This is a genomic window from Massilia sp. UBA6681, from assembly GCF_002454935.1.
GTDB classification, from domain to species: domain Bacteria; phylum Pseudomonadota; class Gammaproteobacteria; order Burkholderiales; family Burkholderiaceae_D; genus Telluria; species Telluria varians.
Window position 1 is genome coordinate 19914 of record NZ_DKJX01000088.1, and the last position, 13641, is coordinate 33554.

General features: G+C 64.4%; 7 protein-coding genes. 1 reads left to right on the plus strand and 6 read right to left on the minus strand.

The window, feature by feature from the left end:
• Window positions 1–538 precede the first annotated feature (538 nt).
• The 5 genes from B2R83_RS16015 to B2R83_RS16035 all read right to left on the minus strand — a co-directional run bounded on the left by B2R83_RS16015 (window position 539) and on the right by B2R83_RS16035 (window position 9951).
• The gene (locus tag B2R83_RS16015) at window positions 539–2002 is read right to left on the minus strand and encodes a glutamate synthase subunit beta (RefSeq protein WP_292043331.1); all 1464 of its coding nucleotides are present in this window, start codon (window positions 2000–2002) and stop codon (window positions 539–541) included.
• 249 nt (window positions 2003–2251) lie between these two features.
• Window positions 2252–6967, minus strand: a complete 4716-nt coding sequence (locus B2R83_RS16020; RefSeq protein WP_292043333.1) for a glutamate synthase-related protein — start codon at window positions 6965–6967, stop codon at window positions 2252–2254.
• A gap of 322 nt (window positions 6968–7289) precedes the next feature.
• Window positions 7290–8000: a transposase gene (locus B2R83_RS16025; protein ID WP_292043336.1), complete on the minus strand. Its 711-nt coding sequence runs from the start codon at window positions 7998–8000 to the stop codon at window positions 7290–7292.
• Window positions 8001–8106: 106 nt separating this feature from the next.
• A complete protein-coding gene (locus B2R83_RS16030; protein ID WP_036253354.1) occupies window positions 8107–8787 on the minus strand; it encodes a response regulator transcription factor in 681 nt (226 codons plus the stop codon).
• Between the two features lie 12 nt (window positions 8788–8799).
• Window positions 8800–9951, minus strand: coding sequence for a sensor histidine kinase (locus B2R83_RS16035; RefSeq protein ID WP_292043344.1), 1152 nt, complete (start codon window positions 9949–9951; stop codon window positions 8800–8802).
• Window positions 9952–10123: 172 nt separating this feature from the next.
• Between B2R83_RS16035 and B2R83_RS16040 the strand changes: the two genes are divergently transcribed.
• A complete protein-coding gene (locus B2R83_RS16040; protein WP_027866436.1) occupies window positions 10124–10372 on the plus strand; it encodes a DUF3297 family protein in 249 nt (82 codons plus the stop codon).
• A 74-nt stretch (window positions 10373–10446) separates the two neighbouring features.
• Here the strand turns inward: B2R83_RS16040 and B2R83_RS16045 are convergent, their stop codons facing one another.
• Window positions 10447–13572, minus strand: coding sequence for a DEAD/DEAH box helicase (locus B2R83_RS16045; RefSeq protein WP_292043348.1), 3126 nt, complete (start codon window positions 13570–13572; stop codon window positions 10447–10449).
• Window positions 13573–13641: the final 69 nt, after the last annotated feature.

Genomic DNA, 13641 nt, shown 5'->3' on the forward strand with positions numbered 1-13641 from the left:
GGCCCATTTTGGCCCGCTTTCGCGACGTGCTCTTACAACAATATTGACTAATGAGTCAGATATTTTATTTTGTAAGGCATTGTTTTTTAAGAGATATGTATATCTACTAACATGACAGTTATTGAATTATATCAATAAATACTGCGGAGCAATGAACCATACATTTGCGGATGTATCTTTTTGCCCGCACCCGCATTTTGTGTCATGTGATGCACTGCAATAAGGCTTAGCCTACGAACATTGAGCGCTTGATCGTCGTGCGGACACGCACATAAGTGTGTCGGTAAGCGGTAAATACCTCCCGGCTGTTGGAACCTGTACACACCAAGATAAAAAAACCAAAAGAAAAAGGCGACCACAGCCGCCTTTGTCCCGCTATTGAAAAGCTTAGTACCGCCGGGGTCAGGTCTGACATTCGGACACAGGCTGAGCAATACAACAGGGTTAACGCTCGAGCTCGTGTCTAAAAGTCAGACCTGACCCTGAAGGGTTTATAAAAAAGGCGGCCGAAGCCGCCTTGGTTTCGCTATTGAAAAGCTTAGCGCGGCAGCACCGAGCTTCCCATCAGGAATTCATCGACCGCACGGGCGCACTGCCGGCCCTCGCGGATGGCCCACACGACCAGCGACTGGCCGCGGCGCATGTCGCCGGCGGCAAACACTTTCGGCTGCGAGGTCTGGTACGACTTTTCGCCCTCGACCGTGGCGCGGGCATTGCCGCGTGCGTCCTTCTGCACGCCGAAGGCGTCCAGCACGTTCTGCACCGGCGACACGAAGCCCATCGCCAGGAAGACCAGGTCGGCCTTCATCTCGAATTCCGAATCCGGCACCTCGACCATCTTGCCGTCTTTCCACTCGACGCGGCAGGCCACCAGCTTTTCGACCTTGCCGCCCTTGCCTTCCAGGCGCTTGGTGGCCACCGCCCAGTCGCGCTGGCAGCCTTCCTCGTGCGAGGACGAGGTGCGCAGGCGGGTCGGCCAGTAAGGCCAGACCAGCGGCTTGTTTTCCTGCTCCGGCGGCATCGGCATCAGTTCGAACTGGGTGACGGACGCCGCGCCATGGCGGTTCGAGGTGCCGACGCAGTCGGAACCGGTATCGCCGCCGCCGATCACGACCACGTGCTTGCCGGTGGCCTTGATCTGGTCCTTCAGCTTGTCGCCGGCATTCACGCGGTTCTGCTGCGGCAGGAAGTCCATCGCGAAGTGCACGCCCTTCAGCTCGCGACCCGGCACCGGCAGGTCGCGCGGCTGCTCGGCGCCGCCGGCCAGGACCACTGCGTCGAAGTCTTTCGCCAGGTCTTCCGGGAAGATGGTGTCGCGCGCCATGTTGCTGACGGTGGCCGGGAAGTCCTTGCCGATCAGGACGCTGGTGCGGAAGACCACGCCTTCCACCTTCATCTGCTCGACGCGGCGGTCGATCAGGTCCTTCTCCATCTTGAAGTCGGGAATGCCGTAGCGCAGCAGGCCGCCGATGCGGTCGCTCTTCTCGAACACGGTCACGTCGTGGCCGACACGCGCCAGCTGCTGGGCGGCGGCCAGGCCCGCGGGGCCGGAGCCGACCACGGCGACCTTCTTGCCGGTTTTATTGGCGGCCGGCTGCGGCACGATCCAGCCGTGCTCCCAGCCGGTGTCGGCGATCTTGCGCTCGATCGACTTGATGCCGACCGGGTCGTCGTTGATGCCGAGCGTGCAGGCCGACTCGCAGGGCGCCGGGCAGATGCGGCCGGTGAACTCCGGGAAGTTGTTGGTCGAATGGAGGTTCTCGACGGCCGCACGGTAGTTGCCGTGGTAGACCAGGTCGTTCCAGTCCGGGATCATGTTGTTGACCGGGCAGCCCGTGTTGCAGAAGGGGATGCCGCAATCCATGCAGCGTGCGCCCTGCACCTTGGCCTGGCCATCGGTCAGGGTCAGCACGAATTCCTTGTAGTTCTTGACGCGATCGCTCGGCTCGAGGTGGCCCTCTTCCTGCCGTTCGAATTCCATGAAGCCGGTAATTTTACCCACGTTGTTTTCCTTATGTCGTCGGAAGCAGCTCCGCTACTTCCTTCATTCCTGCCACCACCGCCTCCCTACCACCGTCATTCCCGCGAAGGCGGGAATCCAAGTTCGTCGCGTTACTTCTGCGCTTGCAAAATTGGGTTCCCGCCTGCGCGGGAACGACGTTCATAAGGCCGTGATCTGGTTTTACGTTATCGGTGCATTAACAACTTGGGTCCCGGCCTGCGCCGGGACGACGTTGTTCAGCTTTCCTGGTCAAGCCGCCAGCTCGATCTTGTCGTTCGCCTCTTCCATGCTCGAGTTGTGCATTTCCTCGAGGGCGCGCTTGTAGTCGGTCGGGAAGACCTTCACGAACTTGCCGCGGCTGTTGGCCCAGTCGTCCAGCAGGTTGCGCGCGCGGGTCGAACCCGTGTGCTTGAAGTGGCGCTCGATCAGGCGGCGCAGGATGACCTCGTCCGACTCGCGCTCGCCGCCCCGGGTCTGGCTGTGCCAGCCGGCCTTGTCGCCCTGCTGCTTGGTGGTGAGCACCGGCTCCAGGTTGACCATCGTGGTATTGCACTTGCCTTCGAACTCGCCCTTCGGGTCGTACACGTAGGCGACGCCGCCCGACATGCCCGCCGCGAAGTTGCGGCCGGTCTCGCCCAGCACCACGACCGTACCGCCGGTCATGTATTCGCAACCGTGGTCGCCGCAGCCCTCGACCACCGCCGTGGCGCCCGAGTTACGCACCGCGAAGCGCTCGCCGGCCACGCCGTTGAAGAAGGCTTCGCCCGAAATCGCGCCGTACAGTACGGTGTTGCCGACGATGATGTTGTCCACCGCCCAGCCGCGGAACTCGGTGTTCGGGCGCACGATGATGCGGCCGCCCGACAGGCCCTTGCCGACGTAGTCGTTGCCCTCGCCCACCAGGTCGATCGTGATTCCCGCCGCCAGGAAGGCCGCGGCCGACTGGCCGGCGGTGCCCTGCAGCTGGATGTGGATGGTGTCGTCCGGCAGGCCGGCGTGCCCGTAGCGCTTGGCCACTTCGCCTGACAGCATGGTGCCCACGGTGCGGTTCAGGTTCCTCACCGGCGAGATGAAGGAGACCCGCTCGCCCTTCTCCAGCGCGGCCTTGGCCTGCGCGATCAGCTTGTGGTCCAGCGCCTTGTCCAGGCCATGGTCCTGGCCGTCGGTGTGGAACAGCGCACGCTGCGATTCGACCTTCGGCTGGTAGAAGATGTTCGAGAAGTCCAGGCCTTGCGCCTTCCAGTGCTGGACCGCGCGGGCCTTGTCCAGCAGGTCGGTGCGGCCGATCAGTTCGTCGTAGCTGCGGATGCCCAGCTGCGCCATCAGCTGGCGCGCTTCTTCGGCGACGAAGAAGAAGTAGTTCACCACGTGCTCTGGTTTACCCTGGAACTTGGCGCGCAGCACCGGGTCCTGGGTCGCGACGCCGACCGGGCAGGTATTCAGGTGGCACTTGCGCATCATGATGCAGCCTTCGACCACCAGCGGCGCGGTCGCAAAGCCGATTTCGTCGGCGCCCAGCATGGCGGCAACGACCACGTCGCGGCCGGTGCGCATCTGGCCGTCGGCCTGGACGCGGATGCGGCTGCGCAGGCCATTGAGCACCAGCGTCTGCTGGGTCTCGGCCAGGCCGAGCTCCCACGGGGTGCCGGCGTGCTTGACCGAGGACAGCGGCGAAGCGCCGGTGCCGCCGTCGTGGCCGGCGACCACCACGTGATCGGCCTTGGCCTTGGAGACGCCCGCAGCCACGGTGCCGATGCCCACTTCCGACACCAGCTTGACCGAGATCGAGGCATTCGGGTTGACGTTCTTCAGGTCGTGGATCAGCTGCGCCAGGTCTTCGATCGAATAGATGTCGTGGTGCGGCGGCGGCGAGATCAGGCCCACGCCCGGCACCGACACGCGCAAGGACGCGATGTATTCGGACACCTTGTGACCCGGCAGCTGGCCGCCTTCGCCCGGTTTTGCTCCTTGCGCCATCTTGATCTGGATCTGGTCGGCCGATGCCAGGTACTCGGCGGAGACACCGAAGCGGCCCGACGCCACTTGCTTGATCTTCGAGCGCAGCGAATCGCCCTCTTCCAGCGGGATGTCGGCCACCACGCGGTCCGAGCCCAGGATCGAGGCCAGGCTCTCGCCCTTGGCGATCTTGATGCCCTTGAATTCGCCCATGTAGCGGCGCGGGTCTTCGCCGCCTTCGCCGGTGTTGCTCTTGCCGCCGATGCGGTTCATGGCGATGGCCAGGGTGGCGTGCGCTTCGGTACTGATCGAGCCGAGCGACATCGCGCCGGTGGCGAAGCGCTTGACGATTTCCTTGGCCGGCTCGACTTCTTCCAGCGGGATGGCTTTCGACGGATCGATCCTGAATTCGAACAGGCCGCGCAGGGTCAGGTGGCGGCGGCTCTGGTCGTTGATGATCTGCGCGTATTCCTTGTAGGTGCTGAAATTGTTGGCGCGGGTCGAGTGCTGCAGCTTGGCGATCGCGTCCGGGGTCCACAGGTGATCTTCGCCGCGCACGCGGAAGGCGTATTCGCCGCCGGTGTCGAGCGCGTTGGCCAGCACCGGATCGTTGCCGAAGGCGAGCGCGTGCAGGCGCAGCGCCTCTTCCGCCACTTCGAACAGGCCGATGCCCTCCACCGTGGACGAAGTGCCGCGGAAGTACTTGTCGACCAGCGACTTGTTCAGGCCCACGGCCTCGAAGATCTGGGCGCCGCAGTAGGACATGTAGGTGGAGATGCCCATCTTGGACATCACCTTCATCAGGCCTTTGCCGACCGCCTTGGTGTAGTTGTAGATCGCCTTGTCGGCGTCCATCTCGTGCGGCAGGTTGTGCGCCAGGTCGCTGAGCGTTTCCAGGGCCAGGTAAGGGTGCACGGCTTCCGCGCCATAGCCGGCCAGCAGGGCGAAGTGGTGGGTCTCGCGGGCCGAGCCGGTTTCGACCACCAGGCCGGTGGAGGCGCGCAGGCCGCGGCCGACCAGGTGCTGGTGGATGGTCGAGGTGGCGAGCAGCGCGGGAATCGCGACCTGGTCGGCGGACATGTTGCGGTCCGAGACGATCAGGATGTTGTGGCCCGACTTGACCGCGTCCACGGCTTCGGCGCACAACGAGGCGAGACTCGCTTCGATGCCTTCCTTGCCCCAGGCGACCGGATAGCAGATGTTCAGCTCATAGGACTTGAACTTGCCGCCGGTGTGCAGGCTGATGGCGCGCAGGCGCGCCATGTCGTCGAAGCCGAGGATCGGCTGCGAGACTTCCAGGCGCATTGGCGGGTTGACGTTGTTGGTGTCCAGCAGGTTCGGCTTCGGACCGATGAAGGAGACCAGCGACATGACCATGCTTTCGCGGATCGGGTCGATCGGCGGATTGGTCACTTGCGCAAACAATTGTTTAAAGTAGTTATACAAAGGTTTGAGCTTGTTCGACATGACCGCCAGCGGCGAGTCATTGCCCATCGAACCGGTGGCTTCTTCGCCCAGCACCGCCATCGGCGCCATCAGGAACTTCAGGTCTTCCTGGGTGTAGCCGAAGGCCTGCTGGCGGTCCAGCAGCGGCACCGCCGCTTTTTCGCCCTGGGCATCCTTGGCTCGGTGCTGGGTCAGCTGCGATTCCGACAGCTTGATTTCGTTGAGCTTGATGCGCACCGACTTGATCCAGGCTTTATAGGGCTTGGCGTTCGAGTAGGTGTCCTTCAGCTCCTTGTCGTCGATGATGCGGCCGGCTTCCAGGTCGATCAGGAACATCTTGCCCGGCTGGAGGCGCCATTTCTTGACGATGCGCGATTCGGGAATCGGCAGCACGCCGGATTCCGAGGCCATGACGACCAGGTCGTCTTCGGTGATGACGTAGCGCGCCGGACGCAGGCCGTTGCGGTCCAGGGTGCCGCCGATGTGGCGGCCGTCGGTGAAGGCCATGGCGGCCGGGCCGTCCCACGGTTCCATCATCGCGGCGTGGTATTCGTAGAAGGCGCGGCGGTTGTCGTCCATCGACGTATGGTTTTCCCAGGCTTCCGGGATCATCATCATCATCGCCTGGGCCACCGGGTAGCCGGCCATCACCAGCAGCTCGAGCGCGTTGTCGAAGCAGGCGGTGTCGGACTGGCCCTCATAGATCAGCGGAAAGAGTTTGCCCAGGTCTTCGCCCAGCACGGCGGATTTCAGCATGCCTTCGCGGGCGCGGGTCCAGTTGAAGTTGCCCTTGACGGTGTTGATCTCGCCGTTGTGCGCGATCAGGCGGTAGGGGTGGGCCAGCGGCCATTCCGGGAAGGTGTTGGTGGAGAAGCGCTGGTGCACCAGGGCCAGGGCCGAGATGCAGCGCGGATCCTGCAGGTCCTTGTAGTAGACGCCGACCTGGTCCGCCAGCAGCAGGCCCTTGTAGACGATGGTGCGGGCCGACATCGAGGGCACGAAGAACTCCTTGCCGTGCAGGAGCTTCAGGGCCTGGATCGCGTGGCCGGAGGATTTGCGGATGACGTACAGCTTGCGCTCGAGCGCGTCGGTGACCATGATGTCCGGGCCGCGGCCGATGAAGATCTGGCGGATCACCGGCTCTTTTGCCTTCACGAAGGGCGACATCGGCATGGTCTCGTCGACCGGCACGTTGCGCCAGCCGAGCACGACCTGGCCTTCGATGCGCACGGCGCGTTCGATTTCCTGTTCGCAGGCGATGCGCGAGGCGTGCTCCTTCGGCAGGAACACCATGCCGACGCCGTATTCGCCGGGCGGCGGCAGTTCCACGCCCTGCTTGGCCATCTCGTCGCGGAAGTACTGGTCCGGGATCTGGATCAGGATACCGGCGCCGTCGCCCATCAGCGGATCGGCGCCGACCGCGCCGCGGTGGTCGAGGTTCTTCAGGATCTGCAGGCCCTGCTCGATGATCGAGTGGCTCTTGTTGCCCTTGATATGGGCGATGAAACCGACGCCGCAGGCATCGTGTTCATTGGCGGGATCGTACAAACCTTGGGCAATCATGAGGCAATCTCCACAGCTTAATCTAGGGTCGAAAATCGAGAATAGTGCAACGCAACACAAACGTAAACAAGAATAATTAGGGTCAGAGTCGAATTGTTTGACAAGTTTTTGAACTTTCCATTAATTGGGGACAGAGTAAAATGCAAACGGCAAAAATGGGCCTGTGCATCGATAAACCCTTGATTTAATGAGAAGAAGTGGAGGCGCTCGGCATGGCGGCAGGCTCGTCCGGATGTCACGTTCCGTGCCAGCAGAGCTGCCTTGCGCGATGCCGAATAAAAAAGGGCACGAATAATCGTGCCCTTGATCAATTCCTGATTACTTATGCTTGCGAAAGCGGCGGGATCGGTTCCCGGAACGGCCGCCCGCGCTTGGCCGGCAGGATCTGGCGCTTGGTCCGGCGCTCGAGCTCGGCCTTGAAGGCATCCGACCCCAGGGGCTGGTTCTTCAGCACCGAGGCGGTCACGAAGTCCACCTCTTCCTGCGCAATGCCCTGCATCACGAGGTCGGTATAGGCCGCTTCGCGCTGGAAAGGCGTATTGCCCAGGCCCCAGTAGAGCAGGTGGTCGGTGATGAGGGCGTCCGTGCGCACGCCGGTGTGGTGGGCGTAGCTCGACCACGGGTAGTCCAGCGGCGCCGCGGCCAGCCCGGCGCGCACCGGATTGAGCTCGATGTAGCGGCTGCAGGCCAGGAGATAATGCTCGGTATCGACCAGCGAGGTGCGGAAGCGCCCTTCGAACAGGCCGCCCGTGCGCTCGTACTTCTGATTGAACCAGGGGACGTAGAAGCGGCCGACCTTCTGCATCATCAGCGCCAGCCCGGTGTCGTTGGAAGGCGTCGCCAGCAGGTGCAGGTGGTTCGGCATCAGCACATAGGCGTGAATGGCCACCTCGTAGAAGCGCGCCGCCTCCTTCAGCCAGGCGAGGAAGCGCTGGTAGTCGACCTCTTCGCGAAAGATCGGCTGGCGGTTGTTGCCGCGCTGGATGAGGTGCTGCGGCTGGTTCGGGATGATGAGTCGGGGAAGGCGTGCCATGGCGTGCTCAAAAGTCGAGCACGCATTTTAGCCGAGAAACCTGACTCTGTCCCCGATTAATCTCAGCGCAGTCAAAAAATGGGCCGACTCTGTCCCTATTTAATGCTCAGGCCAGGGTGAAGCCGGCGGAGAGGCTGTAGCCTTCGCCGTAGGCGCTGCGCAGAGGCAGATCCTGGCCGAGGCCGGAACGGGCTTTCTTGCGCAGGCGGTAGACCAGCATGTCGACGCGGCGGCTGGCGTCCGGGTCTTCGCCGCCCATGCCGGCGACGATCACTTGGCGCGGCACCGGACGGGTGTTGATGGTCAGGAGGTGCAGGAAGTTGCACTCCTTTTCGGTCAGGTCGATCACCTTGCCGCCCAGCTCGAGCTGGCGGGCGCTCACGCGCAGGGTCCACTTGCTCGGCGCCGGCGCCGGGTCGGCCGGACGCACACGGCGGTCCAGCGCTTCGATGTGCGCCGCCAGTTCGGGGAACTTGATCGGCTTGGTCAGGTAGTGGTCGGCGCCCAGGCGCAGCCCGAGGATGCGGTGGTCGAACGCGACCCGGCCGGTCAGCACCAGGAGGCCGATCTCCGGGTACAGCTGGCGCATCCGCGGAATGACATTGAAACCATCCTCGTCGGGCAGGCCGAGGTCGAGCACGACGACCGCTGCCGGCGTGCGCGTCAGCGCCGCCCACATCTCGCTCGCGGTCTTGGCGATCGTGACGTCGTGGTCCAGTTCCCGCAGGAACTCGGCCATGTCGTCGGCGTATTCGCCATTGTCTTCAACAATCAGTATCTGCGTCATGGATTGGTCAGGTTAATGATCGGTCCGATTATCACTGTTGGGAGAGGATGAGGCAAGTTGTTGTTGGCCGTTAATATCCAGGGCGGGTAGCCAGAGCCGGAATTCCTTGCCGCCCTCTCCCAGGCGCAGCATGCCGCCGTGGACGTCGACGATCGAGCGCGCCATATAGAGGCCCAGGCCGCTGCCCGGCAGGCCGGTGGCATTGCTGCCGCGGTAGCCCTTGTCGAAAATGCAGGCTGCATCCTCCGGCGGCACCCCGGCGCCTTCGTCGCGCACCGTGAACTCGACGCCGTTGCCGCTGCGGCGCGCGCCCAGCGTCACCTTGCTGCCGGCCGGCGAGTACAGCAGGGCATTGTCGACCAGGACCTTCAGCGCCAGCCGCAATCCCTCGGGCTCGCCGCGCAGGCCCAGCCTCAGCTGTTCCGCGTCCACCACCGCTTCGCGGCCGGCTTCGCGCAACTGCTTCACGCCGACGTCCAGCAAATCGCGCGCGGCGATCGTGTTCGGCTGGCGCACCTGGCCGATCGCGGCCATGCGGTCGGGCGACAGGTATTCGTCGAGCATGGCGATCAGGCGGTCGGCCGCGACCGCGATCTTGCGGTAGCGCTGGCGCACGGTGTCGTCGGCGCCCTGCGCGGTCGCTTCCAGGCGCTGGATTGCGCCGTCGATGGTTGCCAGCGGCGTGCGGAATTCGTGGTTCAGCATGCTCGCGAAACGGAGCTGGTCGGCCAGGTGGGCGCGCTGCGCCGACAGGTCGCGCAGCAGTCCCACCAGCGAGCGGCTGGCGTCAGCATTGCGCACCACCGTGGTGATCACCTGCAGCCCGACCGGATGGCCGTCCGCGTTGCGCACGTCGACTTCCTGCACGCGGCGCTCGCCCGGCGCGAGCCCGCCCTGCGCGGCGAGGTGCAGGCCGAGCGCACCCAGCGCCTCGTGCGCGCCGCCGCCGGTGATCGCGGCCTGCAGTGCGCCGGCCTCGTGGCCCAGCAGGACGGAAAATGCCGGGCTCAGGTAGCGCAGCGTGTGCGCGGGCAGCTCGATGCTGAAGGCAATGTCGCCGGCGAGTTCGGCAATGGTCCGGAAATGATGATCGATACCGGCAATGCCGGCAGGGCGCTCCGGACTGGCCGGAGCATGGGGATCAGCAGCCGTGCTACGGGTCATTGGGCACTTTCTGTTATCGATGGGACAATGAACGTTGTCACCCAGTATATCGTTGCTCCGGCTACTTTGTATAGGAGCGAGCCCGGCCTTGCCCTGCACCGGCGCCGGATCGCTATGTCGATGTGATGAAAAATGCGCCACGGTGGGCGCAGTTGATGGATAATTCGCGTCTATGAACGATACCGCTACCCTCCCCCCACTCCCGGACCGGCTCTCGATCGACCCGAGCAGCCCTTTTCATAACCGCGACGTTTTCCAGCGCGAGATCGGCATCCGCTTCAACGACAAGGATCGCCACGACGTCGAAGAGTATTGCATGAGCGAAGGCTGGATCAAGGTCGCCGCCGGCCGCACGCTCGACCGCAAGGGCAAGCCGATGCTGATCAAGCTGAAGGGCAAGGTCGAGGCTTTTTACAAGTAATCCGCATTGATGCAAAAAGAAAGGGCGGCTGGTGCAAACCAGCCGCCCTTTTTATTCGCGCCTTTGGAGCGCTCTTAGTCTTCCAGCGGTGCGAAGATCGCTTGGAGATCTTCCTGCGTCAGCGCCATCTTCTGCGATTCGCCTTCGGACAGGATCGACTGCGCCAGTTCCGACTTCTTCAGCTGCAGCTGCTGGATCTTTTCTTCCAGCGTGCCCTTGGCGATCAGCTTGTACACGAACACCGGCTTGTCCTGCCCGATGCGCCAGGCACGGTCGGTGGCCTGGTTTTCGGCCGCCGGGTTCCACCACGGGTCGTAGTGGATCACGGTGTCGGCCGCGGTGAGGTTCAGGCCCACGCCGCCGGCCTTCAGGCTGATCAGGAAGATCGGCACTGCGCCCTGCTGGAAAGCGGCCACCTGGGCCGAGCGGTCGCGCGTCTCGCCGGTGAGCAGCGCGTAGTGGATGCCGCGCGCGGCCAGCTCTTCCTCGATCAGGAACAGCATGCTGGTGAACTGCGAGAACACCAGGATCTTGCGGCCTTCCTGCAGCAGGTCTTCGACCATCTGCATCAGGTCGGTCAGCTTGGCCGACACCGCGGCGGTGTTCTTCTTGCCCGGCATGGCCTTCACCAGGCGCGGGTCGCAGCAGACCTGGCGCAGCTTGAGCAGCGCTTCGAGGATGACGATCTGGCTGCGCGCCACGCCCTTGCGGTCGATCTCGTCGCGCACCTTCTTGTCCATCGCCAGGCGCACGGTTTCGTACATGTCGCGCTGCGCACCCGAGAGCTCGATGCGGCGCACCATCTCGGTCTTCTCCGGCAGTTCCTTGGCCACGTGGTCCTTGGTACGGCGCAGCAGGAAGGGCTTGATGCGGCGGCTCAGCAGGGTGCGGCGCACCGAGTCGTCCTGGCGTTCGATCGGGTGGCGGAACTGGTTGTTGAAACTCTTCTCGTCGCCCAGCAGGCCAGGCAGCAGGAAGTGGAACTGCGACCACAGCTCGCCCAGGTGGTTTTCCAGGGGCGTGCCGGACAGGCACAGGCGGTGGCGGGCATTGAGCGAGCCGGCCGTCTGCGCCGCCTTGGAGCGGGTGTTCTTGATGTAGTGCGATTCGTCCAGGATCACCAGGTGATAGTGGTGCTCGCGCAGCTTTTCCTCGTCGCGCGGCAGCAGCGCATAGGTGGTCAGCACGATGTCGGCGTCGTCGATCTGGTCGAACAGGTCCATGCGCTCCTTGCCCTGCAGGAGCAGCACCTTCAGGCTCGGGGCGAAGCGCGCGGCCTCGTCGAACCAGTTGGTCATGAGGCTGGTCGGCGCGATCACCAGGGCCGGGCTGGTCAGGCGCCCTGCTTCCTTCTCGGTGAGGATGTGGGCCAGGGTCTGCACGGTTTTGCCGAGACCCATGTCGTCGGCCAGGATGCCGCCGAGGTCGTACTCGCGCAGGAACTGCATCCACGACAGGCCGTCGAGCTGGTAGTCGCGCAGCGTGGCCTGCAGGCCTTTCGGGGCCTCGACCTTCTTGACCGAGCCGAACTGGCTCAGCTTGCGGCCGGTCTCGCGCAGGCGCTCGCCGCCGGTCCAGCGCAGCTCGAGGCCGCGCGCCAGGTCTTCCAGGCGCGCCGCGTCCAGCGTGGACATGCGCATGCGGCCCTTGATCTTGTCATTGAAGTACAGCTCGCCGAGCGTGGCGAGGATGGGCTTCAGGCGGCCCCAGGGGAGCGCCACGCGCACGCCGTCCGGCAGCGTGGCCAGCATCTGGTCGGCTTCGGCATGGGCGGCCAGCACGGCCGGGTCGAACTCTAGAGGGGCGCTGCGGATCAGCTGCACCAGCACCGGCAGCAGCGGCACGCGCTTGCGCGCCACCACGATGCCCAGCTCCAGTTCGAACCAGGCATTGCCCGCTTCTTCGGGTTCGTCGATGTCGGCATACCAGTCTTCGACCGGCACCACGTCGTAGCGGTACTTGGCCGACTTCTGCAGGTGCCAGCCGGTGTCGGACAGGGCGTCGAGGTCGTTCTCGGCGAAGCGCAGCCAGTGCGCCTGGCTGTCCAGCACCAGGGCGCCGGCCATGGCGTTGAAAGGTGCGGTGACCGGCTTGCGGAAGCCGATCTCGTTCAGTTTGTTCAGGGCCGCGGCTTCGGCCTTCGGGTCGCGTTCGATGACCTCGGTGACGTCGCCGATCTGGCGCACCACGCGCTGGGCCGGATCGAAGGACACGCGCTGGCCGTCGTAGTCGTAGGCCAGCACGGCGAAGTCGTGCCAGCGCGGCGTGCCGCCGTCGGACAGCTGCACCGAATCGAGCAGCAGGTGCGGAATCGGCTTGACGTCGTTGCGCAGGCGCTGGGTGAGCGGCTGCGGCAGCGGCATCAGCTGCTGCAGGCCGTGCGCCAGCAGCAGTTGCGAGACGCGCTTCTTGTCGGTGCCGGTCAGGGTCGGGGCCTGGGCCACCAGCGCCTGCAGTTCGGCCAGCGAGATGTCGATGCCGCCGCGATTCAGTTCGAGCGGGCCGATCGACAGGTTGTCGATGTACCACGGCGGGTCGGTCGGCAGCATGTAGTCGATCAGGTCGGCCCCGCTGTGGGTGGCGCCGTTGGCCGGTTCCACCGACCACCCGAGTTTGGCCACGCGGCCCTCGTCGCGCCAGGCCAGGCTGGCCAGGCGGGTCGGGCCGGCCTGCAGCGGATAGACCAGGCCATTGGCCATGTCGGACCACGAGTTCGCCCACAGCAGCTTGCCTTGTTCAAGAAGCATCTGCAGCAGGATGGCGCCCACTTTGCCTTTCGGTTCGGTGGCGCTGGTGCCCTGGGCCGAGCCGCTGCGCATGGCGATGAAGAAGCGCACCAGGTCGACGTCGTCGCCTTCGAGGTAGGCCGGCGGCGCCGACAGCAGCGAGAACACTTCGCTTACCGGGCTGGCGGCGGCGACGTCGCCGTTCGGGCGCAGGCGCGCCTTGCACAGGCAGATGGCGACGTGGCGGCCGCCGCTGGTCGGGGCCATCACGTAGACAAACTTGTACTGCACGGCCTTCGGATCGGCGACCTCGTCGGTCAGCCTGGGCTGCGGGTGCGCCGCCGCCTCGACCCTTTGCAGCCAGCTCACCACCGGCGCGGGCAGGGCGGGAGCGCGTGCGGGAGCGCGGGCGACGGCAGGTGCTGCTACGGGTGCGTCGTTGGCGTTCTCGCGGTGATCATCGACTGTGTGCATGGGTCTCGTGTGTCTGTATTAAAAACGACAATAACGAACATTATCCTTCATACGGACGCTTCCGTTTTG

What these genes read in the sequence shown, in the direction of transcription:
- B2R83_RS16025 (WP_292043336.1), bottom strand. Translation starts at nt 8,000, where the DNA reads ATGGCACGCCTTCCCCGACTCATCATCCCGAACCAGCCGCAGCACCTC.
- B2R83_RS16030 (WP_036253354.1), bottom strand. Translation starts at nt 8,787, where the DNA reads ATGACGCAGATACTGATTGTTGAAGACAATGGCGAATACGCCGACGAC.
- B2R83_RS16020 (WP_292043333.1), bottom strand. Translation starts at nt 6,967, where the DNA reads ATGATTGCCCAAGGTTTGTACGATCCCGCCAATGAACACGATGCCTGC.
- B2R83_RS16045 (WP_292043348.1), bottom strand. Translation starts at nt 13,572, where the DNA reads ATGCACACAGTCGATGATCACCGCGAGAACGCCAACGACGCACCCGTA.
- B2R83_RS16035 (WP_292043344.1), bottom strand. Translation starts at nt 9,951, where the DNA reads ATGACCCGTAGCACGGCTGCTGATCCCCATGCTCCGGCCAGTCCGGAG.
- B2R83_RS16040 (WP_027866436.1), top strand. Translation starts at nt 10,124, where the DNA reads ATGAACGATACCGCTACCCTCCCCCCACTCCCGGACCGGCTCTCGATC.